This window comes from Paenibacillus sp. FSL K6-3182 (assembly GCF_037976325.1).
In the GTDB taxonomy this organism is placed as follows: Bacteria; Bacillota; Bacilli; order Paenibacillales; family Paenibacillaceae; genus Pristimantibacillus.
The window spans coordinates 7,530,980-7,553,209 of the sequence record NZ_CP150265.1; the positions used below are offsets into that span (position 1 = coordinate 7,530,980).

Below are 22,230 nucleotides of genomic sequence, written 5' to 3' on the forward strand. Positions count from 1 at the left end.
CTCATACAGGTGATCATTTTGGTTTATTGTAGCATTTCTTTAAATATAAACGCGAATGGCATCGATTCTGCATTTACTTGCAACGACTCGCTTGCTCTTCGCGTATTATGACTTATGCGTACTACGATTCTAGGAGGGATTTCATTGTCCATATTTAAACGACTGCGCGATCTTACTTTATCGAATGTATATGCTCTAATTGAGAAAGCGGAAGACCCTGTTAAGTTGACCGATCAATATATTCGCGACATGCAAGAGGACCTAGCCGATGCCGAGAAAGCAGTCGCAGCACAAATTGCCATTGAGAAAAAATTCAAGCAGCTTTATGAAGAACAAGCACAGCTGGTAGAGAAGCGCAGTGAGCAAGCCCATCTGGCAGCACAAGCGCAAAACATTGAGCTCGCTCGTCGTGCCTTGGAAGAGAAGAAAACAGCCGAACAAAAATCAACGGAGTACAAAACGAGCTTCGATCAGAATAAATTGCTCGCAGACAATCTGCGCGGCAAGCTGGATGAGATGCGCCAGCAGCTCACTGAGCTTAAAAACAAACGCGAGACACTCGTCGCTCGTTATAATGCAGCCAAGGCACAAACGGAAATCAATAAAGCAATGTCTGGCTTCGGTACGGATTCAGCTGCTTCAGGCATGAAGCGTATGGAAGAGAAGATGCTGCAAATGGAAGCGCAAGCTGAAGCCAGTAACGAATTGAGCGCCAAAGGAAAATCGCTTGATGCTGAGTTTGAGAAGCTCGGCAAGGATAAAGCGGTCGATGATGAGCTTGCCGCCTTGATGAAGCAATACGAGAAACAGTAATAGCTTAGTCACTTCATAAATATTATCTAGTGTGGCCGCTTATGTTACGAATCGGAGGACCGGTTTTAACGGAAGCGGTCTTTTTTATAAATTGAACCATTGGAGGAACTGACGATGTCTTGGATTGACCTTATTCGAATTCCGATTTGGACAGGTGCTGGAGCAATTTTGTTAATCATCATCATGTTTTTAGACTCGCGTTTTACGAAGTACAATGATTTGCAGGAAATAAAAAAAGGAAATACTGCGGTAACGACTCGCTTCGTACTCAAATTATTTGCTCAAGCGTACATACTGTCCCAATCCATCAGTAAATCAAGTGAAATGTGGGAAGCTCTACTCATCTCGCTCATCTCCTTCGTGCTGCTGCTCATACTGGAGTGGATCGTAGAGAAAATCGTCATCGCTGTCAGCGGTATGAAGCTGGAGCAAGGTATTCATGAGGGTAAAGTCAACTACGCATTATTCGCAGGTTCTCTGCATGTTGCAGGTGCATTAATTATCGGGTCTATCTAATTATACAGAAGGAGTATATACGATGAGCTTGTTCAAACGGATCAAAAACCTGATTAGTACTTCTCCATCCCCCATCGCTGAGAAGAGCATAATGACATTGTCACCTGGCGATGCTTGCGAGGTTTCCTTAATAACTTATAACGTCACAGGAAGAACTCATAACCGTGCACGCAACGCAATCGTCCTCACGCTTCAGGATGGCATAACCATTCGTTATTTAACGATAGAGGAGCGAGAAAGAACCGTATTCGCGCTGTATGACCCTATAGACGGGCGCTTGGAATCAATTGACGAGGTGCCTACCATTTTGGAGCTGGATGATCGTACGTATCATATGGAGGAGCAATTCTCCGGTTTAATTACGGCGACCGGCAAAACGCCATACATGCAGGGAGGCGAACAGTCTGTCTGGCAATATCAATCGGATGATATGAAGCTGCTTCGTATCGAATGGCAAAACGGGCGCTTCATGCTCTATGAAGGAGAAAGCGTGCTGCCTGCAGATGTTCACGTGCTGCGCGGCGGCTAGGAGGATAACGATGAACAAATGGTGGCATCAATCTTTGAAATACCTGCTTCTGCTTAGCTTTATCATCCCGCTTCTCACAGCATGCACCATTTCAGATACAGTTAAGGAGCAGTACCCATTAGAATCAGTCAACGGCTCTGGCAACCAAACCTCTTACGTCTATCGTGCCGCAAATCGTTCCGTTCCTAATGTCGCTTCGGATTTTAACGAGCAGCGTAAACCGAAGCAGCAGAGCGAGACAAGTACTGAGCGGATGTTTCTCGTCTATTCCGATGAAGTCATCGATTTGCAGCAGGCTCCTGATGCACCGGAAGATACACTGATCGAAATTAACTCAACGGAATATGTACGTCAGAACTATAGCTCAAGCTTTCTCCAAGCCTATTTAATCGCGAGTGTTCTTGATGATCTGTTTGATAAGGGCAAATACGGCAGCGGCAAATACCGAGGTTATTCGTCAAAGGATACATACAAGCCTAAGACAACGTACCGCATACCTACTGTTGATGATAAGAAGCTTGCACCGCCAGTTACCGTTAATCGTACCGGCTCGGTCATGAGACGCTCCAAAGAGGCGGGTGTTTCCTCCTCCTCCCCCAAAGCAAGCACGAACACAATCACCACAAAGCCAGCGACCAAGGGCAAGATTGTGAAAGACAATAAGCAAAAGAGCAGCTCAAGCAAAGTATTCACCAAGCCGCGAACGTCTAAACCTTCCATTAAAGTTGGCAAAAGTAGAATTTCACGGCGACGCTGAAGCTGATATTGGCCGCTTAGACAGAGAAGTATAAGATAACAGCAGCAAATGATCTGCTTTCTAAGATTTCCAAATAAGGGCAGTATCCTCTACTTGGGTACTGCTCTTTTATTATGCTTGACTGAAATCTCTTTTATCGCTTGTTGTGAATATAAAATAAAATTATTCATAAAATCATAAAAAAGAAAAGAGAATCAATATGCCAAAAAAATTCAGTGAGCAAGAGAAACAATGGATTAGCAAAAAGCTGTTCGAAGAAGGCAAACGCTGCTTCGAAGCTGCTGGTCTTCGCAAAACAAGCATTGAGGATTTAACTAAAGCTTGCGGCATTGCACAAGGCTCCTTCTATATGTTCTTCAATTCGAAGGAGGAGCTCTTTTATCACATTCTGCTTGAAGAGGAGGCTTTAATTCGCAATCGTCTGCTTGCTTCATTAAATCGGAGTGAACTCGTAACCAAAGAGAGTATTCATCAATTTCTTATTGAATCCTTCCGTCTATTAGGCGAAAGCCCTATGGTTCGTCAAATGTATTTGGAAGGTGAATTTGCTCAGCTTGTACGCAAGCTGCCTCCAGAACTCTTGGAACATAATTTCTCGGATGATGCAGATGCCTTAATGCCAATTATTCACCATTGGCAAGCAGCTGGCATTCTCGCTCATACAAAGCCTGAGCTTATCGTCAGTATGATTAGAGCGCTTGTCCTTCTTACCTTGCATAAGCAAGAAATCGGGCCCGGCATTTATTCCGATACCATTTCATTTATGCTTGATATTGTTGCGGAAGGTATGTATGCAAAGCGTGATTTAGGAGGCGAAATTATCAGATGATCGAAGTGAATCAACTTGAGTACAGATATCCCGGTACAACAAATACGATTCTGCACGGCCTTACCTTTTCAATCGCACCGGGAGAAATATTTGGTTTTCTCGGTCCATCCGGTGCTGGAAAGAGCACCACGCAAAAAATATTAATCGGTGCACTCAAAGGTTACGCAGGCAGTGTGCGCGTTTTGGATTTTGAAATCAAGAGCACTGGTCCCGACTATTATGAACAAATCGGCGTTGCTTTTGAATTCCCCAACTTCTACAGCAAGTTTACAGTCCTTGAAAACTTAAAATTGTTTCGTTCTCTTTATGCAGGCGTTTCCTTGGACCCTATGCAGCTCCTCTCCCAGGTCGGACTGCAGGATGCGGCGAATATGAAGGTTTCACAGCTATCCAAAGGCATGAAGATGAGGTTGAATTTTTGTCGTGCATTGCTGCATCAACCAAATATTTTGTTTCTCGACGAACCGACCTCCGGCCTTGATCCCGTAAATGCAAAGCGGATGAAAGAGTTGATTTTGGAGAGGAAAGCTGCAGGTACTACCATCGTCATCACAACGCATAACATGCAAGCAGCCGAGGAGCTTTGCGACCGTGTTGCTTTTATTGTCGATGGTCAGATTAAGCTTATTGATTCTCCTAGAGAGCTAAGACTGCGACATGGCCAAAACAGTGTTCGTATTGAATATTTAAAGCAGCATGAGCTGATAACCGAACATTTTTCTATGGCTGGGCTTGCGGGGAATCAGCAATTTATGAACCTTATACGTCATGAAAAAATCGAAACGATTCATTCCTTAGAAGCAACTCTTGAACAAATATTTATTGATGTGACAGGCAGGGCTTTAGTATGAGAATGTGGATGACCGTATGTCATGATCTTCGTTTCCAGTGGCGCCATAAATTTTACCTGATCTACATGCTCGTCTGCACAATATATCTCCTATTGCTCCACTCTATTCCCACAGACTACAAAACAACCGTTGCTCTATTGCTTACCTTCTCTGATCCAAGTGCGTTAGGGTTAATTCTAGCCGGCGGCATTGTCTTGCTTGAGAAAGACCAAGGCATTCATGACAATCTGTTCGTAACACCGCTTCGTGTAACCGAATATTTGCTCGCCAAAGCCTCTTCTCTTGCCTTGCTCTCGATTTCATCTGCCTGGGCTATACATCTATTTTCCATTGGTGTACCCGCTTCACCCTTTCATTTCACGATTGGCATCCTGCTTACATCCAGCTTTTTCACCTTGTTATCTATTGGCGTAGTTGTACGCTCGCAATCGGTAAACGGTTTTATTCTACGCTCTCAGCTCTATGCTCTGCCGTTTGCACTTCCTCTACTCGACTTCTTTCACATTGGCAATCCATATTTATACATGATCATCCCTACGGAAGGGACCCTCTTGTTGTTAAAATCGATGATCAAACAGCCCACTGTCACAGAAACGTTGTATGCTATTTTCATTTTATTATTGGGTAACACACTCGTTTTCTTATGGGCTAAACGGTCATTTCAGCAGGTCATTCTTATGAAAATAGGAAAGGGGAATTCATAATGATACTGAAAATTAAAGCTTTTATGAAAAATGATGCGAGGCAAATTAGGATGGACCCTATGCTTATGGCCAGTTTATTTGGTCCCCTAGCCATTATCGTGGTTGCACGTTATGCCTTCCCTCCATTATCCGATTGGATACAGGAGCAGTACGGCTTTTTATTGATGGATTATTCCAATTTCGCGGTAACGTTCCTTATGCTTGTCATACCGCTGCTTCCAGGGACAATGGCTGGGCTTCTTATGCTCGATGAACGGGATGAAAACATGATTGCTTATTATGCGATTACCCCTTTCACACGTAAAGGCTATTTTTTGTATCGATTACTGCTACCATGCGCTCTTGCAATAAGCTTAGCCAGTTTATTTATCCTATTATCGGGCATTGCAAAGATTCAAATCGAAAGTTTATATACCATTGTATTGCTAACCCTAGAGGCTCCATGTTTGGCTTTGTTTCTAGCGACTTTTGCTTCTAATAAGGTCGAAGGCTTAGCCTTGTCCAAAATAAGCGGTTTACTTTTTGCAGGGCCTATTATTGCAGCTTTCACCCCCTTGCCATGGCAATATTTAGGCGCATGGATTCCAAGCTACTGGCCTGCCAAAAGCTATTTATTAGGCATAGCAGGCGAGCCTTCAGCTGCTTTAGGGGTATTTGGCATCGGGCTCGCCTATCATCTTATTTTATTAATAATCATGTTTCATTCCTTTTTGAAGCGGATCGATTAGAAAGGTATGCTGGCCTTTGCTGGAAATTATCCCTGTTCCTCTTTAGAGGCTTCCTTCAAATCATCCTGTACGCTTTTATTCCATAGCGGTACGCCTGAACGATAGGCTGCTCTTCCATTCAAATGTCCGGCTACCGGTCCCGTGATGAATACGAACACAATACCTAACAGCAGCTTGGCGCTCGTATGCTCCAAATAAATCATAAAGTATAGGAAAGCGGCTACCAAAATGAACAACACCCCAAGCGTCGCGCTTTTGGTTGCCGCATGTGATCGTAAATAAACGTCAGGAAGCCGAATTAAGCCAAAAGCACTTAGAGCACCAACTAAAGCGCCAAACAAAACCATCAGCCCAATAATCAGCTCTCCTGCTTTACTTATCATCTCCATGTTCAAAGACGACACCCCTTTCAATATATCTTGCAAAAGCGGTTGTCCCGATAAAGGTCAATATGCCGATCAATAATATAATATCGAAATAATTTTGTGTTTTTAACAGCATGCAAATGACTGCAATCATCGATAATAAAATGACGCCAATCGTATCCAAAGCAGCGATCCGATCCGTTATGGAAGGACCTTTGAGCAGCCGGTACATACAACCCAAAATAGCTAGTGATAGTATGACTAATGATGCAATAAGCAAAGTGGACAGCATTAACGAGTCACCTCCATAATCGCTTTTTCAAAAGAATCCTTGATCTGCTGTGAGAGCAGCTCCGCATCATCCATATCCATCGCATGAATATATAATGTTCGTCCATCCTTGGATACGTCGAGCGTCAGCGTCCCTGGTGTCAAACAGATTAGGCAGGACAGCACTGTGATTTCCCAGTCTGTTTTGAGCTCGGTTTGCATTGCAAAAATTCCTGGACGTATGGCGAGCTTAGGACGAACGATTAGTCCAATCACAACGAAGCTGGATACAAACAATTCTTTTATGAACAGAACAAGCAGCTTAAAGATTGCCCATACTCTCTTCATATAAAAGTCATGCGGCCAAAACCTGCTGAGCAGCCCTATAAATAAAATACCGATGATATAACCTACGATAAACCGCGGAGCCGACCAGTCATTGTGAAGAAACATCCATACGAACGAAATGATTAAGTTTAATAAGATTTGCAACGCCATCTCATCTACTCCTTTAATACGGCATTGATATACTGCGCCGGATTGATAAGCGTATGCCCTGCTTCAGAAACGTATTGGTACACCCACTCTGAGCCGATGCCCATCGCAACGACGATCAAGCATAACCCTGCTGTGGAAACGATAAATCCTTTATTAACGGCAGGCAGTGAATCGACGTTCTTCATCTCTGCACCCCAGAAAGCCGCCATAAATATTTTGATCAAGGAATAGAGCACGATGAAGCTTGATGCTAGCGACACAGCTGTAAGCCAGAAATATTTTTCCTGAAAGCCGCCCATAATGATCAGCAGTTTTCCTGTGAATCCACTAAGTGGAGGAATGCCTGCAATGGCTAACGCTGTGATAAAAAACATCCAGCCCATAAACGGATAACGCTTGATTAAGCCTCCCATTTCCTTTAAACGCCCCGTACCAGCAATATACATAAGCATTCCTCCAATGATAAAAAGGAGTGCCTTGGCAACCATATCGTGCAGCAAATAGAACACGACTCCATCTAACGCTTCCTTTGAGCTCACTGCTAACCCAAAAGCTAGAAAACCAACGCTGATGATGACATTGTAGTTCAAAATACGGCCAATATCGGAATAAGCGGCTGCCCCGAAAGCGCCTAAAACCATCGTTGCAGCGGCCATCCAAGCCAACCAATGATGCGTAATCCCAGGTTCATGATAAAAGATAAGCGTAAATGTCCGTATGAGAGCATATAAGCCTACTTTCGTGAGCAGCGCACCAAACAATGCGGATACCGCTGCCGGAGGCGCACTATAAGAGCCGGGCAGCCAGAAAAATAGGAACAGTCCCGCCTTTAAAGAAAATACGATCATGAACAGTATCGCTATGACGTTCAAGACGCCGCTCTGACCTACTTCAGCTATGCGCTGTGATAAATCCGCCATATTCAAAGTGCCTACAACTCCATACAAATAGGCGACTGCTGCAACAAATAGTGTTGAGGATAAAATATTAATTAAAATATATTTCAACGTTTCGCGGAGCTGCTTCTTTGTCCCTCCAAGCACGATAAGCGCATAGGAGGAAATAAGCATAACCTCGAAGCACACAAATAAATTAAACAAATCTCCCGTAAGAAACGACCCGCTCACACCGACGAGCAGAAACTGATAAAACGGATAAAAATAATATTTTTCTCTCTCCTTGCCGATCGTTCCGAATGCAAAGAACAAACAGAAGGTGCCGACAATGGAAGTAGCCAAAACAAGCAATGCGGCAAGCATATCCCCAACGAACACAATACCATACGGCGGCAGCCAGCCTCCCATATGCAGCGTTTGAATGCCCTCCGTTTTTACTTGATAGATAAGGGCAATAGCTGCAGCCAGATTAAAAAGCATACCAATCGCACTTATCCAGCGCTGCCCGATCACACTATTTTTAAAAAACAAAAGAATAACTGCCGTACACAAAGGAATGAGAAGCGGGAATACAAGCAGATTATTCATCGTCATTCCCCCTTAACTGCTCCATATCGTCAGTACCCAGCTTCTGATAAGCCTTATAAGCGAGTACAAAGAAAAAGGAAGTCACGCCAAAGCTGATGACGATAGAAGTTAGAATCAGAGCCTGCGGCAGCGGATCAACATACGTTTCCGCCTTTTCGCCAAGCAGCGGCGCAGCTCCTGTTTTCAACTTGGACATCGTAAGCAGCAGCAAATGAACACCATGGGTAAGGATAGAGGTTCCCAAAATGATACGCAGCAGGCTTTTGGACAAGATCAGATACACCCCGACTGTAAAAATAACACCGATTGCGAGTGACATATACAATTCCATAGCTACTTATCCCTCCCTATCGTTAAAATGATGGTCATCGTCACGCCAATAACGGTCAAATATACCCCTAAATCAAACAGCATTGCCGTAGCAAGCTCCGTATCGCCAAATAGCGGCAGCTCGAAGTGACCAAAGGCATGGCTGAGAAATGGTGCGCCAAATATAAAAGATCCTACTCCCGTCAAAATAGCAATCGACAGCCCAATCGCTGTTAATACTCGGAAATCGATAGGAATAACCTCTCGCATCGTCTGCAATCCAAAGGCCATCGTAAGCAAAATAAATGCAGCCGACGCCATTAATGCCCCGATAAATCCTCCGCCTGGATGGTTATGCCCTGCGAACATCAAATACACTGAGAACGTCAATATAATAAAGATAACGACTTTCGCTATCGTCTGCAGAATAACATCGTTGCTTCTTACTACGGGAAAAGCCAGCTTTCCTCTATTGCTTTGCTTAGGCAGAAACACTCTTTCATCCTCTGTATCCAGCTTCAGCTTAATCATGGCATAAATACCTAACGATGCGATGGCAAGGACAACAATTTCAAGCATCGTATCAAAGCCGCGGAAATCAACGAGGATGACGTTAACCACATTTTTGCCGCCCGCTAATTCGTAGCTCTCTTTTAAGAAAAAGTCTGATATAGAATCAAACGCGCGATTTCCGCTTGCACCAAGCGCAATTAAAGTCATTATAATCCCCACACTAAGCGCAATAACGAAATTAGATAGTCGAAAACGCAGTGCGGCTATTTCCTTGCTCAGCTTCGGCAAATGATAGAAACATAAGAGGAACAGCGTCACCGATACTGTCTCGACGATCATCTGAGTCAAAGCTAGATCAGGCGCCTGTAGGATGACAAAAAACAAGGTGACCATATAACCTGCCGCACCCGTCAAAATGATAGCCATCATTCTCGACTTCGTAAACGGTATAGCAATAACCGATAAGACTAAGACGATAATAATAACCGCCTCATATACGGATATTGGAGCATAATCCGAGAACTGAAACACATTCACTTTCTCTTGAATCATCGTTAACCCAAGTGACACAATTAGAAATACAAAAATGTACATCAAATAGTGGCGAATGGAACCCGTCATATAACGGTTGGTCAACCGATTGGAGCCTCTATCCAATACTCGAAGCCCTCCATCATACATTTGGTTCAATGAGATGTGCTGGAAGAGCGGTTGATTGATCCACTGGATACGTTGATGAAACTTGAACAAAAGTGTCCCCGCAATAACAACGCCCATCGTCATAAATATTTCAGCTGTCCAGCCATGCCAGAATTGAATATGCACAAGGAATCGCTCGCCGGGCAGCAGCACATTAGGATGAATCGCAGCCATCGCCGGTTCAATTAAAGAGTACGCAAGCAGATTTGGGAACAAACCGATAACGACAGCTAAAGAAGCAAGAATGACCGGGGAAATAAGCATGCCGAGCGGCGCTTCATGCGGCTTCTTCGCCAACTTTTCAAACTGTGCTGGTCCCATAAACGTTCTAAACAGCAAAATCATGCTGTATACAAATGTAAATATACTTGCAACCCATGCGATAACGGGAATGATAGCCAGCATAAATGAAACGTTGAAAAAGTCCAGCTGCCTAATATTAAGAGCCGCTGTAAAAAACATTTCCTTGCTCAAAAAGCCATTAAACGGCGGCAGGCCCGCCATCGAGAAGGCTCCAATGAGCGCAATGGAGAAGGTTATTGGCATTAGAGCCATAAGACCGCCTAGCTTGTGAATGTCTCTCGTCCCTGTTTCATGGTCAACGATCCCAACAACCATGAACAAAGCACCTTTAAACACAGCGTGGTTGATCAAGTGAAAAATGGCCGCCATCGTAGCTTTTGCATAAAAGAGTGAATCTGTACCTCCTGTATAGAAAGCCGCCGCCGATCCAAGTCCAAATAAACTCATCAGCAAGCCGAGCTGGCTAATCGTTGAGAACGCAAGTAATGATTTTAAATCCGTCTGCTTCATCGCTCGGAAAGAGCCATAAATCATCGTCACAAGACCAAAGAACGAAACGAGCCAGAACCATGCCGACTCTCCAGAGAAGATTGGACTGAACCTTGCGACTAAATATAAACCTGCCTTAACCATCGTCGCTGAGTGCAGATACGCACTTACAGGGGTTGGAGCCTCCATCGCATCGGGCAGCCAAATATGGAATGGAAACTGCGCCGATTTCGTAAACGCTCCGACTAGAATAAGCAGCATTGCGGGCAAAAACAATACATGGCCGCTTAGCGTATCAACGCTGCTGATGATCTCACGAATGCTAAAGGTGCCTGACATCACATACAGCAGTACAAAGCCAGCCAGCATAGAAAGGCCGCCGAATACTGTTATGAGCATAGATTTTAATGCGCCATATCTCGATTTCTCTCTATGGTTCCAGAAAGCGATCAGCAAGAACGAGGAAATGCTCGTCAGCTCCCAGAAACCATACAGCACAATAAGGTTATCTGATAGGACAACCCCGAGCATAGCTCCCATAAATAGAAGCAAATAAACATAAAAGGATGTTATCGCTTCCTTATTTTTATCCAAATAATAAATCGAATAAAGGACGACTAACGCGCCAATTCCCGTAATTAATAAGGCAAATAATAAACCTAAACCATCCAAATAAACGGTGAAATTGACTCCTAATGAAGGTATCCATGGGATGGTTGCTGTTATGGTTTCACCGCTTTGAATCGCTGGTATTTTCCATAGAAAATAACTAAACAGCAAAATTGGCAAAGGCAGAATAATCCAACCCGTATGAAGTCCATGCAGGAGCTTTCGCAGCAAAGGACTAATAGCAGCCATAATAAATGGTAAAATGATGATGACAGATAGCAAAAACACTCTCCCCTTCCTCTACAAATGACTTCCATAGCTTTTCCCTATTTCTATAAAAGTACTTCCATTTCTGCCGGAGCCTTAAAAAAACGCAAAAAGAGCCCGCTGTTGGCAGGCTCCTCCGATAAAAAAGTTAATTTAGTTGTTTTTTGACTACACTTTAGTATATCGTTCAAGTCTAAAATTGTCAAAAGAGTTGAGATGACAAAGCGGGGAGAATGAAAATAGTTAAAATGGGGATTACTCTTACTAAAGGAGTGATCATCATGCGGCATACAAAAATAGCGATCAGCTCATTCATTTTCATTCTGATTTTAGCTGGCGCATGGCATTTGGATCAGCAAATGGACCAGCAGCGGAGCAAACAGCTGCTGCAGACTGCATCCTTACTGCAATACAAAATATTTTCAGCGCATGATTCTATCCATCACTTAGAGCCATATTCCCCTTATTTACCTCGTGAATATATGCGTATTATTCGATTAGAAATACAAAAAAAGCCTACTGAGAAACCCCAGTAGGCTTTTTAATTCCAGACATCAACCTATTCAGTCGTGTAAGGAAGCAATGCGATTTGACGTGAACGTTTAATTGCGATTGTAAGCAAGCGTTGGTATTTCGCGCTTGTACCAGTCACACGACGTGGCAAGATTTTGCCGCGCTCGCTAATAAACTTTTTCAACAAATCAACATCTTTATAGTCAATTTTAGAAATTTTGTTTACAGTGAAGAAACAAACTTTACGGCGTTTGTTGCGTCCGCCTTTACGTCCGCTGAACTTACGTTCTGGACGCTCGTCGCCACCGTTATCTCTTTGCTTGAAAGCCATGATAGGTATCCTCCTTATCGTTGAAAATATTACAATTACACAACAGCTAAAGGCTGTGCAACTGCTCCATTGACATGTGCAGCCTGAGCTACACCATTATCAAAATGGCAAATCATCCTCTGATATATCAATCGGGCGTCCGTCATCCTGAAACGGATCACGGCTGTCGTTACGTGAGTTATTACCAGATGGACGGTTACCGCTGCTTTGGGACGCATTGCCGCCGAAATTGCTTCCGCCGGTGCTTGTACCGCCGCTGTAGCTGCTTCCACCCTCTTCACGCGATCCACCGCCATCTTTGTTGGATTCCAAGAACCGAACGTTATCAGCGATAACTTCCGTCACGTAGACGCGTTTGCCTTCGTTGTTCTCGTAATTCCGAACTTGAATGCGACCTTCAACCGCTGTTAAGCGGCCTTTGCGCAAATAGTTGGCGCAAGTCTCGGCCAGTTGACGCCATGTTACAACCGGAATAAAATCCGCTTCACGCTCACCTTGACCACCGCTTGTAAACGGACGATCTACCGCTAACGTAAATTGTGTAACTGCGACACCTGCAGGTGTATAGCGAAGCTCTGGGTCTCTCGTCAATCTACCAATTAGTATAACACGATTCAACATCGTTTCTGACCTCCCAATCGAACAATCCAGCTTGGATTAAGCGGCGTCTCTGACGATCAACGAACGGATAACTTCATCCGTAATCTTCATGATACGGTCAAGTTCATTTACAACTTCAGTAGTTGCATTGAAATGAACGAGTACAAAATAACCATCACGAAGCTTGTTGATTTCATACGCAAGACGACGTTTTCCGCTCACATCTTGCTTTGTGACTTCTCCGCCATTGGAGATAATGCCATGGAATTTGTCAACGATCGCTTGCAAGGCTTCTTGCTCAACGTCTGGACGAACGATGTACATTACTTCATATTTGCGCATATTGTTTCACCTCCTCTTGGACTAACGGCCCCATAAATGGAGCAAGGAACGAGCTTCTGCTCGCATCTCTATACTATATCAAATCTGTACGCCTATGACAAGCGAAAATAGATGATGTTGCTTCGCAGGCAACTTCTGGCGATGGTCAATCCATTTTATAGCCGTTATCTGCTACTCATGCAAATTCCATTGCCCGCTAATACTACAACATGAAGGGATAGATCTTGTGCATTTATCTATCCGCTCTAAATATAAGCTGGAGGCTGATCATAATGGGTGAAGGTACAATGTTTTCGCCGGGCGACAAAGCTCCGAATGATGGCACATACATCGAGGACGGTGTGAACTCATTTCATATGGGAATCAATAATCCGAAGAAGGTCAAGCTCAGCAAAGGGCAGCGTTTTCCTGACACCTCTAACCACGAGCGTAAATGGAAACGAATGGGCCATTAATTTTTCTACATGGTTTTGAATAATAAAACATCACTTTGGCCATTCTAATTTTTGACGGTGCAAGAGAGGTGTGGTTCCATTGAACCATTTCGGCAAACGCAGAGACACTATACCCGTCTAAAAACGGATTAGGTCTCATCGCGTGAGGATTTCGTCCACTCAGGAGAGAAGCGGAGGGTTGTGCCAAAGACACTTGTCTGTAACACACGCGCATTCGAGCATTGATACACGTTACCGTTCAATCGGCCGTGTATGATTGTTCTCAAAAGGATTTAATGAAGCTTTAGCTGATTTGTTCCGATTGACGAATGATGTTTCAACAGCTTGCAGTGAGAATTGATCGACTCAGCCATTATTCACCGTCAGGAAGAGAGCTCGCAAGAGCTCTCTTTTCTATATTATTTATTCCTATGGTTTTTCCTAACCTATTAAAAAGACATAAAAAAACGGTTCCTCTGAAGGAACCGTAAATGTTTAATATAATGGCGGAGAAGGTGGGATTCGAACCCACGCACGGTTTGACCCGCCTAGCTGATTTCGAGTCAGCCCCCTTGGGCCTCTTGGGTACCTCTCCGCATGTAAAAATTATTGTATCACAGTGCTTGTCAACGCGCAAGTATTTCCTTAAAACCCCTTAGCCGTTCGTACTTCTGCTTAACTTAAGCCTTCTTCAGAGGCTTTGGAGCGCAGCACCTTTTTCATGTTTTTTTCAAATTTAGCTCTAGGTATTAGAACGCTGTGCTTACAACCGACGCATTTAATGCGGATGTCCATCCCCATTCGAATGACTTCCATTTCATTAGAGCCGCATGGATGCTGTTTTTTCATTTGAACAACATCACCAAGCTCAAATTGCTTACGCTCCATCTTTTTCGCCTCCCTTTCCATTGCGATGATAAGTGACCATTCGAGGATATGGAATTTCAATACCACTCGCATCTAATGCTTTTTTCAGCTCCATATTTAACTTGCGAGATACGATCGGATGCGTATTCGGTCGACACTCAGCAATCACTCGAAGCGTTACCCCTGTTGGAGCAATAGCCTGAATACCAAGCACTTCCGGTGCATTAATTAAATTTTCATCCTTCATCGTGATCATCGTATGTCGAATGACCTCTAGCGCACGATTGACTTCTTCCTCAAAAGCAATCGAAATATCAACAACCGCGATGCTATTATTAATCGAGAAATTTGTTACCTCATTGATCATGCCATTGGGAACAATATGAACCTCCCCTGTCCAGCTCTGAATACGGGTTGTCCTAAGTCCAATGACTTCTACGGTCCCTTTGAATTGCCCTGTCTGAATCACATCGCCTACAGCGAATTGATCTTCGAGTACAATAAAAAATCCCGTAATAATATCCTTCACCAGGCTTTGAGCACCAAACCCGACAGCAAGTCCGAGTACACCTGCTCCTGCGAGCAATGGCCCTAAATTAATCCCGAATTCGGACAATATGAGCATAATGGTTATAAAATAGACGACGTAAGAAGTTACATTTTTCATCAGCTTGCCTACGGTTGTCATTCGCCTTGTGTGGTTGATCAACATCTTGTTCTCACGCTCTAAAATAATTCGATCAATGGTTTTATGGATTACCCATACAACTACACGGCCAATGAATAAGAACATAACGATTCGCAGCGCAGAACTACCAAATGCTTGCCATAATTCATTGTTTGTCAACCAATCAACAAATTCATCATATCGTTCTCTGATTGACATCACAATTCCTCCTCATTAACTTTGAATATATTTACATGTCGATTTGCTCATAACCGGCTTCAATCGGCTTAAATATACCTCTAACTTCCACGTTTTCCTGCACAATAACTTCCTTAACCGTTATCAAATCTTCCTCAGGAAAATGAATAGATAATGCGCAGCCGGCTGTAATTTCCTTCGGCGTGGGACATATGTCAATTTCAATATCTGCGTATTCGAGCAGCATTTCTGCACGCAATGCTTGCTGAGTTGAATCGAAGGCAATTAACACAAGCAAGACCTCCATTAAATTAGCATGACAAACTTTCTTGGCAAACAAAATATCAAAACTATCTGACGTATAAAATGGTTGTCCTATCCATATACTAGTAGCATATCGGTATAATCGGAGGGATTCTATGAAGCTTTCATTTATTAAAGAGACGCCTTTGAAGGTACCCTACACCACCGCAAACGTAATTGGCATGCTAGTAAATCGACTTACAGCCATGCTTGAAGAAATGGCTGCTGCACGCCCCATCGTAGTTGTCTGCGTAGGCACGGACCGTTCAACAGGAGACTCTTTAGGACCGCTGATTGGAACCTCACTATCAAAATACCGCAGCCCTCATTTTTCACTATTTGGCACGCTTGAAAATCCGGTTCATGCTATGAATTTAGATGATACCCTTATCGAGATCAATCGGCGGTTCCACAAACCATTTGTGATTGGCATTGATGCCTGCCTTGGTCAAGTATCCAGCGTAGGCAGCATTCAAGTTGGTGTAGGCCCTGTGCGTCCTGGTGCTGGCGTCAACAAGGACCTTCCTCCTGTTGGCGACATTCATATTACTGGTATCGTTAATGTAGGCGGATTTATGGAGTATTTTGTGCTGCAAAACACTCGTCTGCATCTCGTTATGAAAATGGCCGACATTATTTCGCTCAGTTTATTTACTGCTATTGCGAACAATGCGCATATCACAACCAGCGTTCTTGAACAAACTGCAGCTTCGGATAATATTTAATAACAAATAAATTTCCTATTTTGCTTCCAAAATAGCTTTATGCTCTTCAGGGGTTAAAGGGTATACTGATTGGCCTTTTTCAAGAGGTTTTGCATAGACATAAGTATTCTCCCTGCTATGAATACCTGAGAATACGGCTCCATCTTTCTCATCATTGATAATTGCGATTGAAAAGCTGAGATCACTGCCCTGTTCAGCAAAAGCATTATAACGAATGACGCCTACTTTTCCTTTTTGCTTTGTTACAGTAGATTGCATCTCAATTAGCTGCGCCTTCAGCTCCGTATTCGCTTGCTGCTGCTCGGCAAGGCCTTGCTTCAATTCAACAATGACATCTTCCATATTCGTCACACCTGTATTCCCCATTACCGCTGTATATTGCTTTCTTAGCTTTTTCAGCCGTCCGCCTAAAACCGCTATCCAAATGAATAATACGATGGCAAATAACGCAATGCCCACCGTAACTGCATTCATCGGATTTGATGTCCAATCTTCCATCTTAGTTACTCCGCCCCCAGTTCAATGCTAAACGCCATATTGCTGTGCAATCTCTCTGATTGCACCTGTTAACGCATCAATTTCTTCATTCGTTGTAAATACACCGACACTTGCTCGTATAGCTCCTGTTTCCAATGTTCCTGCACATGCATGTGCGAGTGGAGTGCAATGAAATCCAGCTCGCACAGCAATTTGGTAATGCTGATCCAATATGAATGATAATTCAGAAGGATCAACGCCCTCTAGATTAAAAGCTACAATTCCAGTTCTCTGTTTGCCAAGCTCTGGTCCCAGTATTTTGACTCCCTTTACTGGTTCAAGGCCTTGCATTAATCTCTGAGTAAGCATCCATTCCTTAGTATGGATATTGTGCACCGTCTCATTCAGAACATACTGTACACCGGTTTTGAGCCCTGCCAAACCCGGTGTATTTTGTGTTCCCGCCTCATAACGATCTGGCCTCACTTGAGGCTGCTCTACTGCCTCAGATTGGCTTCCTGTCCCGCCATGCAGTAAAGGCACCAAATCAAGCTCAGGATCGATGTACAGCCCTCCTGTGCCTTGTGGGCCGAGCAACCCTTTGTGTCCCGGGAAAGCCAGCATATGAATGCCCATTGTTCTTACATCTATAGGTAAAATACCTGCACTTTGCGCGGCATCAACTAACAATTTTATTCCATGCTTTCTTGTTAGTTCAGCTATATCCGCTACAGGCATAATTGTTCCTAACAGGTTGGAACTATGATTAACAATAGCAAGTGTTGTGTTAGAACGAATAGCTGAGGCAACATCATCTATGTTAATATTTCCACGTTCATCCGATTCTACATATGTCACTTCAATACCGATTGTCTGTTCCAGATAATATAATGGTCTTCTTACTGAATTATGTTCTACTGAAGTTGCGATAACATGATCACCAGGCTTCAACCAACCTTTAATCGCCATGTTTAATGACATCGTCGTGTTAGAGGTGAATGCTATGTCATTCGGGTTTTTTATGTTAAACAGTTTAGCCAATTGTTTGCGCGTTTCAAATAATATTCGACTTGCTCGCACAGCCATAGCATGACTGCCTCTTCCCGGATTAGCAGCGTCATTTAACATAGCATTAACGACTGCTTCTGTTACTGCAGGCGGCTTAGGCCAAGAGGTTGCCGCATGATCCAAATAAATGAGTGATTGATTATGATTGCTCACGAATTTCACACCTTTCCTAGCTGCCTGCTCACAACAATGGCATACCTTAGTTTAATCTTTCAAAAGCAAGATTACAACTAAGGTATGCCATTGTTTGGTATAGTCTATGCCATGTATTGAAGCAATTCTAGCAAACGTTCCAAATCCTGTTTACTATAGTATTGTAGCTCAATTTTACCTTTATCTTTTTGCTGTTTAATTTTCACTGTCGTTTTAAATCGTTCACGAAGCGACTCCTCTAAATGATCAATATATGGATCACGTTTTTTCTGACTCGGCTTGGCTGTATCTTCCGGCTGTTTTGAATCAAGCTTCTGAATCGCCTCTTCAAGCTCGCGGACACTCCACTCTTGAGAAACGGTAAGATCTGCTAATTCCTTTTGCACCTTATCATCTTTAATGCCGACCAACGCTCTTGCGTGACCCATAGAAATTGTTCCACGTGAAACATTATCTTTTATTTCAGTTGGCAACGAAAGCAACCGAACGAAGTTGGCAATATGAGAACGTGACTTTCCGACCTTCATGGACAACTCTTCTTGCGTAAGCTTGAACTTATCGATAAGCGCCTGATAAGCAATTGCAACTTCAATTGCATTCAAATCCTCGCGCTGTAGGTTCTCTATTAAAGCAATCTCCATAACCTGTTGATCAGTAAACGATCTTACAACAGCAGGTATTGTTGCATTTCCACAATATTGCGAAGCGCGGAAGCGTCTCTCACCTGCTATAATTTCGTAACCCTTCAATACAGTACGAACAATAATAGGTTGAATGATGCCATGCTGCTTAATGGATTCTGCTAATTCTTTAATCGAATCCTCATCAAATGTTTTCCTAGGTTGATACGGATTTGGCCTTAGTTGGGATAAGGTAATTTCAATCACTTTATCATCGTCATTCACAGAAAGCGATGGGATAAGCGCATCCAGCCCTCTACCTAGCCGCTTGCTCATACATAATCACTTCCTTTGCGAGTTCAAGATAAACTTCTGCACCTTTAGAACGCGGGTCGTATGTGATAATAGCTTGTCCATGTGATGGCGCTTCACTTAAACGTACATTACGTGGAATAATCGTTTGGTACACTTTTTGCTGGAAATACTTTTTCACTTCTTCAATAACTTGAATTCCCAAATTCGTTCTCGCATCAAGCATGGTCAGAAGAACACCCTCAATTTGAAGCGATGTATTTAAATGCTTTTGAACGAGTCGAACCGTATTAAGCAATTGACTCAAACCTTCAAGAGCATAATATTCGCACTGAATAGGAATAAGAACAGAGTCAGCTGCGGTTAACGAATTTATCGTTAATATCCCAAGTGACGGAGGACAATCAATAAGGACATAATCGAAATCATCCTTAACCATATGCAAAGACTTTTTCAAACGCAGCTCTCTTGATATCGTCGGCACTAATTCGATTTCGGCACCAGCCAATTGAATCGTTGCTGGAATGATCTTCAGACCTGGAACAGCCGTCTCGAACATTGCATCCTTTGGATGGACTTCATTAATAAGCACATCGTAAATACAATTCGTTACGTCCCCTTTGTTAATACCGAGACCACTTGTTGTATTCCCTTGTGGATCAATATCAACTAGCAGCACTTTTTTACCAAGTGATGCAAGACAGGCAGCTAAATTGACAGACGTTGTCGTTTTTCCGACACCGCCCTTCTGGTTGGCTATTGCAATTATCTTCGACAAAACCGGCTCACCTCTATGTGTACAACTTTTATGTGCTATTTTCTTAAGATCCATTAACGTATAAATGCTAATAACTTAAAACTAGTTAATTAACATGAACCATACATGTGCAGCTCATTTAATAAAAAACTAGCTACAAATGGCATCGCCGCCCTCAGTGAGGGCGGCACAAATAAGCATTAAATTATACTATTTTAAGATATAACTTTATCTTTTAGGGATCTGGATCGTTATTTCATAATGATCTTCATGATCCTTTTCATTCGTCTTAATTTGCAATCCAGAACCAGAAACCATTTCAATGGATTGTCTGATTGTATTAAGGGCCAGACGTACGTCCTTAGTAAAAGAAATACGTTTCGCTTTCTTGAGTTTGGTTGACTCTTTTAGGAAAGCGATTCTAACCTCAGTCTGCTTAACATTCAAATCTTTAGTTATAATTTCATCTAATACTTTAAGCTGTAATTCTTCATTATCGAGCGACAACAAAGCCCTTGCATGTCGTTCCGTAATTTTCCGTTCCATTAAAGCCATCTTAATCGTATCATTCAACATTAACAATCTTAATTTATTGGCAATCGTCGATTGACTTTTCCCTAGACGCTGAGCCAAGCTTTCCTGTGTTAATTGATGAAGCTCGATTAATTTTTGATAGGCTATCGCTTCCTCAATTGCCGATAAACCTTCTCTTTGAAGATTCTCAATTAAAGCAATGGAAGCTGTTTGTGAATCGTTGAATTCACGAACAATACCAGGGATCGTATCGTAACCAAGCTTAGTAACAGCACGCCAGCGACGTTCCCCTGCTATGATTTCATATCTTCCATTACGCATACGAACAACGATAGGCTGAATAACACCATGCGTTTTTATCGTTTGACATAATTCTTCAATTCGGTCATCATCAAAAATCGTCCGCGGCTGAAATGGGCTTGCGTCGATTTCTTGAATCGGTATTTGCCGAACTTCTTCTTGCGGTATGCGCTGCTCGGACAGGCCGAACAATCGAGAAAATTGTTCTTTCATATCGATAATTACCACCCGATCATGAGATAAACCTTGTTTCTAATCACTTCAAAAGAAACCATATCCCCCATCGCAGTAATGGGAAGCATGCGTTTCATACAAAATGTCAGCATCAACACTAGTAAACTAGGAAAATGTCTCCATTCTATTAAAAAGCAATTACAAGGTTTTTGCAATAAATACGCTTCAGCAGTAAGATTGGTTCATTGCCAATTGGATTATTTCGGTTACTAGAACCTCTCTCAGGTAATAATCGTCAACTGCACGGCGAACATCCATAACAAATTTCATTCGGAAATGATAGGAGAGGCTTCAGTTAAAATATAATCAGGTATGGCTGTAAAGCTTGATACGATGCTTATATTTGCCCGTGATACGAACTTCAATATGTCTTATGAAGACGTTTATTGGTTCGTCTATGTAACGGTATCGTCCAGTCTCTTCATCTACTATAATAATTCGACTATCACTGGACGATCTCCTGCTTGACATCATTTTAGAACAAATAATTGTTATAAGAAAATGGAAGTTCTTTTCCCCAAGTAACCATTTGCAAAATGTTTCACGTGGAACATTAGATGCCAGCTACACAAGTGGCTGTTTTAGTGGAGTGCCTGCTTTTCTAGGGTATTTACGCGGAGTAGCATCTAGCTTCTCTATTAAAATAATATGTCGCTCTGATTGTTCGTTTGGAAGCGATAACTGATGCTGTGATTTAATTTTTCCTTTGAGTTCTCTTAGGCTTAAAGCTGCCTCCCGAACTTCTTCATCCGATTGCGAGCCTTTCATTGCAGCAAACAATCCACCTTTTTTTACGAAGGGCAAACAAAATTCATTTAATACATTTAATCTCGCAACTGCCCTTGCCGTTACTAAATCATACTTGTCACGGTGGTCTGGCAATTGTGCAATATCTTCAGCCCGGCCATGCAAACATAAAACCTGATCTAAACCAAGCTGCTCTGTCAGATGCGTTAGGAATTGTATTCTTTTATTCAAAGAATCAACAATCATGATTTGCAAATGAGGAAAACAAATTTTCAAAGGAATACTAGGAAAACCCGCTCCGGAACCTATATCAGCAAGCTTGCGAACACTGTCCATCTTCGTATAAAAAGAAAGCGATACGGAATCATAAAAATGTTTCTCGTATACAGCATCACGTTCGGTAATGCCGGTCAAATTCATTTTCTCATTCCACTCAACGAGCAGGCGATAATAAGTTTCGAACTGTTCAAGCTGAACGGGAGAAAGCGGAATACCGCTCTCCTCCATTCGTTTTG

Annotated in this window: 30 protein-coding genes and 1 tRNA gene; 12 read left to right on the forward strand and 19 right to left on the reverse strand. The window is 42.8% G+C overall.

Annotated elements, in window-relative coordinates; translation table 11 throughout:
• Window positions 1–144 precede the first annotated feature (144 nt).
• The 8 genes from MHH56_RS32985 (at window position 145) to MHH56_RS33020 (ending at window position 5,727) form a co-directional block, all read left to right on the forward strand.
• Window positions 145–813: a PspA/IM30 family protein gene (locus tag MHH56_RS32985; protein ID WP_076266566.1), complete on the forward strand. Its 669-nt coding sequence runs from the start codon at window positions 145–147 to the stop codon at window positions 811–813.
• Window positions 814–927: 114 nt separating this feature from the next.
• Entirely contained in the window at window positions 928–1,329 is a 402-nt protein-coding gene (locus tag MHH56_RS32990; protein WP_076266567.1) for a DUF350 domain-containing protein, read from the forward strand.
• 22 nt (window positions 1,330–1,351) lie between these two features.
• Window positions 1,352–1,858 carry a DUF4178 domain-containing protein gene (locus tag MHH56_RS32995; RefSeq protein WP_339205800.1) on the forward strand — a complete coding sequence of 169 codons (507 nt, stop codon included), beginning with the start codon at window positions 1,352–1,354 and terminating at the stop codon, window positions 1,856–1,858.
• Between the two features lie 10 nt (window positions 1,859–1,868).
• On the forward strand, window positions 1,869–2,615 hold the full coding sequence (locus tag MHH56_RS33000) for a DUF4247 domain-containing protein (protein ID WP_339205801.1): 747 nt from the start codon (window positions 1,869–1,871) through the stop codon (window positions 2,613–2,615).
• A 199-nt stretch (window positions 2,616–2,814) separates the two neighbouring features.
• Window positions 2,815–3,444, forward strand: a complete 630-nt coding sequence (locus MHH56_RS33005; RefSeq protein ID WP_339205802.1) for a TetR/AcrR family transcriptional regulator — start codon at window positions 2,815–2,817, stop codon at window positions 3,442–3,444.
• Complete coding sequence (locus tag MHH56_RS33010; protein ID WP_339205804.1) at window positions 3,441–4,295, forward strand: ABC transporter ATP-binding protein; 855 nt, start codon at window positions 3,441–3,443, stop codon at window positions 4,293–4,295. Before MHH56_RS33005 ends, MHH56_RS33010 begins: the two co-directional genes overlap by 4 nt.
• Window positions 4,292–4,999 carry an ABC transporter permease gene (locus MHH56_RS33015; protein WP_339205805.1) on the forward strand — a complete coding sequence of 236 codons (708 nt, stop codon included), beginning with the start codon at window positions 4,292–4,294 and terminating at the stop codon, window positions 4,997–4,999. The genes MHH56_RS33010 and MHH56_RS33015 overlap by 4 nt, the downstream gene beginning before the upstream one ends.
• Window positions 5,000–5,022: 23 nt before the next feature.
• Window positions 5,023–5,727 carry a hypothetical protein gene (locus tag MHH56_RS33020; protein ID WP_339205807.1) on the forward strand — a complete coding sequence of 235 codons (705 nt, stop codon included), beginning with the start codon at window positions 5,023–5,025 and terminating at the stop codon, window positions 5,725–5,727.
• Between the two features lie 26 nt (window positions 5,728–5,753).
• Here MHH56_RS33020 and mnhG read toward each other — a convergent pair whose 3' ends face one another.
• Genes mnhG through MHH56_RS33050 form a run of 6 tightly spaced genes read right to left on the reverse strand, consistent with a single transcriptional unit; the run spans window position 5,754 to window position 11,554 of the window.
• Window positions 5,754–6,116: a monovalent cation/H(+) antiporter subunit G gene (gene mnhG / locus MHH56_RS33025; RefSeq protein WP_339209791.1), complete on the reverse strand. Its 363-nt coding sequence runs from the start codon at window positions 6,114–6,116 to the stop codon at window positions 5,754–5,756.
• Entirely contained in the window at window positions 6,100–6,384 is a 285-nt protein-coding gene (locus MHH56_RS33030) for a Na(+)/H(+) antiporter subunit F1 (protein ID WP_339205809.1), read from the reverse strand. The genes mnhG and MHH56_RS33030 overlap by 17 nt, the downstream gene beginning before the upstream one ends.
• On the reverse strand, window positions 6,384–6,860 hold the full coding sequence (locus MHH56_RS33035) for a Na+/H+ antiporter subunit E (protein ID WP_339205811.1): 477 nt from the start codon (window positions 6,858–6,860) through the stop codon (window positions 6,384–6,386). Before MHH56_RS33035 ends, MHH56_RS33030 begins: the two co-directional genes overlap by 1 nt.
• Before the next feature lie 5 nt (window positions 6,861–6,865).
• Window positions 6,866–8,344: a Na+/H+ antiporter subunit D gene (locus MHH56_RS33040; protein WP_339205813.1), complete on the reverse strand. Its 1,479-nt coding sequence runs from the start codon at window positions 8,342–8,344 to the stop codon at window positions 6,866–6,868.
• The gene (locus tag MHH56_RS33045; RefSeq protein WP_054025754.1) at window positions 8,337–8,675 is read right to left on the reverse strand and encodes a Na(+)/H(+) antiporter subunit C; all 339 of its coding nucleotides are present in this window, start codon (window positions 8,673–8,675) and stop codon (window positions 8,337–8,339) included. The genes MHH56_RS33040 and MHH56_RS33045 overlap by 8 nt, the downstream gene beginning before the upstream one ends.
• 2 nt (window positions 8,676–8,677) lie before the next feature.
• A complete protein-coding gene (locus MHH56_RS33050; RefSeq protein WP_339205815.1) occupies window positions 8,678–11,554 on the reverse strand; it encodes a Na+/H+ antiporter subunit A in 2,877 nt (958 codons plus the stop codon).
• A 212-nt stretch (window positions 11,555–11,766) separates the two neighbouring features.
• On the opposite strand from MHH56_RS33050, the gene MHH56_RS33055 reads away from it, so the two are divergent.
• Window positions 11,767–12,069 carry a hypothetical protein gene (locus tag MHH56_RS33055; protein WP_339205817.1) on the forward strand — a complete coding sequence of 101 codons (303 nt, stop codon included), beginning with the start codon at window positions 11,767–11,769 and terminating at the stop codon, window positions 12,067–12,069.
• A gap of 23 nt (window positions 12,070–12,092) precedes the next feature.
• Here the strand turns inward: MHH56_RS33055 and rpsR are convergent, their stop codons facing one another.
• From rpsR to rpsF, 3 genes are all read right to left on the reverse strand, one after another.
• The gene (gene rpsR, locus MHH56_RS33060) at window positions 12,093–12,377 is read right to left on the reverse strand and encodes a 30S ribosomal protein S18 (protein WP_054025756.1); all 285 of its coding nucleotides are present in this window, start codon (window positions 12,375–12,377) and stop codon (window positions 12,093–12,095) included.
• Window positions 12,378–12,476: 99 nt separating this feature from the next.
• Window positions 12,477–12,998: a single-stranded DNA-binding protein gene (gene ssb / locus MHH56_RS33065; protein ID WP_054025757.1), complete on the reverse strand. Its 522-nt coding sequence runs from the start codon at window positions 12,996–12,998 to the stop codon at window positions 12,477–12,479.
• 36 nt (window positions 12,999–13,034) lie between these two features.
• Window positions 13,035–13,319: a 30S ribosomal protein S6 gene (gene rpsF / locus MHH56_RS33070; protein ID WP_054025758.1), complete on the reverse strand. Its 285-nt coding sequence runs from the start codon at window positions 13,317–13,319 to the stop codon at window positions 13,035–13,037.
• Window positions 13,320–13,591: 272 nt separating this feature from the next.
• On the opposite strand from rpsF, the gene MHH56_RS33075 reads away from it, so the two are divergent.
• On the forward strand, window positions 13,592–13,774 hold the full coding sequence (locus MHH56_RS33075; RefSeq protein WP_076266580.1) for a YjzC family protein: 183 nt from the start codon (window positions 13,592–13,594) through the stop codon (window positions 13,772–13,774).
• 483 nt (window positions 13,775–14,257) lie between these two features.
• Here MHH56_RS33075 and MHH56_RS33080 read toward each other — a convergent pair.
• The 4 genes from MHH56_RS33080 to MHH56_RS33095 all read right to left on the reverse strand — a co-directional run bounded on the left by MHH56_RS33080 (window position 14,258) and on the right by MHH56_RS33095 (window position 15,792).
• Window positions 14,258–14,348: transfer RNA gene (locus tag MHH56_RS33080), tRNA-Ser, on the reverse strand.
• Window positions 14,349–14,428: 80 nt separating this feature from the next.
• The gene (locus MHH56_RS33085; protein WP_339205821.1) at window positions 14,429–14,641 is read right to left on the reverse strand and encodes a DUF951 domain-containing protein; all 213 of its coding nucleotides are present in this window, start codon (window positions 14,639–14,641) and stop codon (window positions 14,429–14,431) included.
• Complete coding sequence (locus tag MHH56_RS33090) at window positions 14,631–15,506, reverse strand: mechanosensitive ion channel family protein (RefSeq protein WP_076266582.1); 876 nt, start codon at window positions 15,504–15,506, stop codon at window positions 14,631–14,633. Before MHH56_RS33090 ends, MHH56_RS33085 begins: the two co-directional genes overlap by 11 nt.
• Before the next feature lie 31 nt (window positions 15,507–15,537).
• Window positions 15,538–15,792 (reverse strand): DUF3343 domain-containing protein, encoded by a 255-nt coding sequence (locus MHH56_RS33095; RefSeq protein WP_076266583.1) that lies wholly within the window; start codon window positions 15,790–15,792, stop codon window positions 15,538–15,540.
• A 112-nt stretch (window positions 15,793–15,904) separates the two neighbouring features.
• Here MHH56_RS33095 and yyaC point away from each other — a divergent pair, with 112 nt between their 5' ends.
• Window positions 15,905–16,513, forward strand: coding sequence for a spore protease YyaC (gene yyaC, locus MHH56_RS33100; protein WP_339205822.1), 609 nt, complete (start codon window positions 15,905–15,907; stop codon window positions 16,511–16,513).
• Window positions 16,514–16,528: 15 nt separating this feature from the next.
• Here yyaC and MHH56_RS33105 read toward each other — a convergent pair whose 3' ends face one another.
• From MHH56_RS33105 to noc, 5 genes are all read right to left on the reverse strand, one after another.
• Window positions 16,529–17,011: a DUF4446 family protein gene (locus tag MHH56_RS33105; RefSeq protein WP_339205823.1), complete on the reverse strand. Its 483-nt coding sequence runs from the start codon at window positions 17,009–17,011 to the stop codon at window positions 16,529–16,531.
• A gap of 27 nt (window positions 17,012–17,038) precedes the next feature.
• Window positions 17,039–18,211 carry an aminotransferase class V-fold PLP-dependent enzyme gene (locus MHH56_RS33110; RefSeq protein WP_339205825.1) on the reverse strand — a complete coding sequence of 391 codons (1,173 nt, stop codon included), beginning with the start codon at window positions 18,209–18,211 and terminating at the stop codon, window positions 17,039–17,041.
• A gap of 104 nt (window positions 18,212–18,315) precedes the next feature.
• On the reverse strand, window positions 18,316–19,167 hold the full coding sequence (locus tag MHH56_RS33115) for a ParB/RepB/Spo0J family partition protein (RefSeq protein ID WP_076266587.1): 852 nt from the start codon (window positions 19,165–19,167) through the stop codon (window positions 18,316–18,318).
• Window positions 19,148–19,921, reverse strand: coding sequence for an AAA family ATPase (locus MHH56_RS33120; protein ID WP_076266588.1), 774 nt, complete (start codon window positions 19,919–19,921; stop codon window positions 19,148–19,150). The genes MHH56_RS33115 and MHH56_RS33120 overlap by 20 nt, the downstream gene beginning before the upstream one ends.
• Before the next feature lie 207 nt (window positions 19,922–20,128).
• Complete coding sequence (gene noc / locus MHH56_RS33125) at window positions 20,129–20,947, reverse strand: nucleoid occlusion protein (protein ID WP_076266589.1); 819 nt, start codon at window positions 20,945–20,947, stop codon at window positions 20,129–20,131.
• Between the two features lie 333 nt (window positions 20,948–21,280).
• Here noc and MHH56_RS33130 point away from each other — a divergent pair, with 333 nt between their 5' ends.
• On the forward strand, window positions 21,281–21,436 hold the full coding sequence (locus tag MHH56_RS33130; RefSeq protein ID WP_339205828.1) for a hypothetical protein: 156 nt from the start codon (window positions 21,281–21,283) through the stop codon (window positions 21,434–21,436).
• 96 nt (window positions 21,437–21,532) lie between these two features.
• Here MHH56_RS33130 and rsmG read toward each other — a convergent pair whose 3' ends face one another.
• Window positions 21,533–22,222, reverse strand: a complete 690-nt coding sequence (gene rsmG / locus MHH56_RS33135; protein WP_339209792.1) for a 16S rRNA (guanine(527)-N(7))-methyltransferase RsmG — start codon at window positions 22,220–22,222, stop codon at window positions 21,533–21,535.
• Window positions 22,223–22,230: the final 8 nt, after the last annotated feature.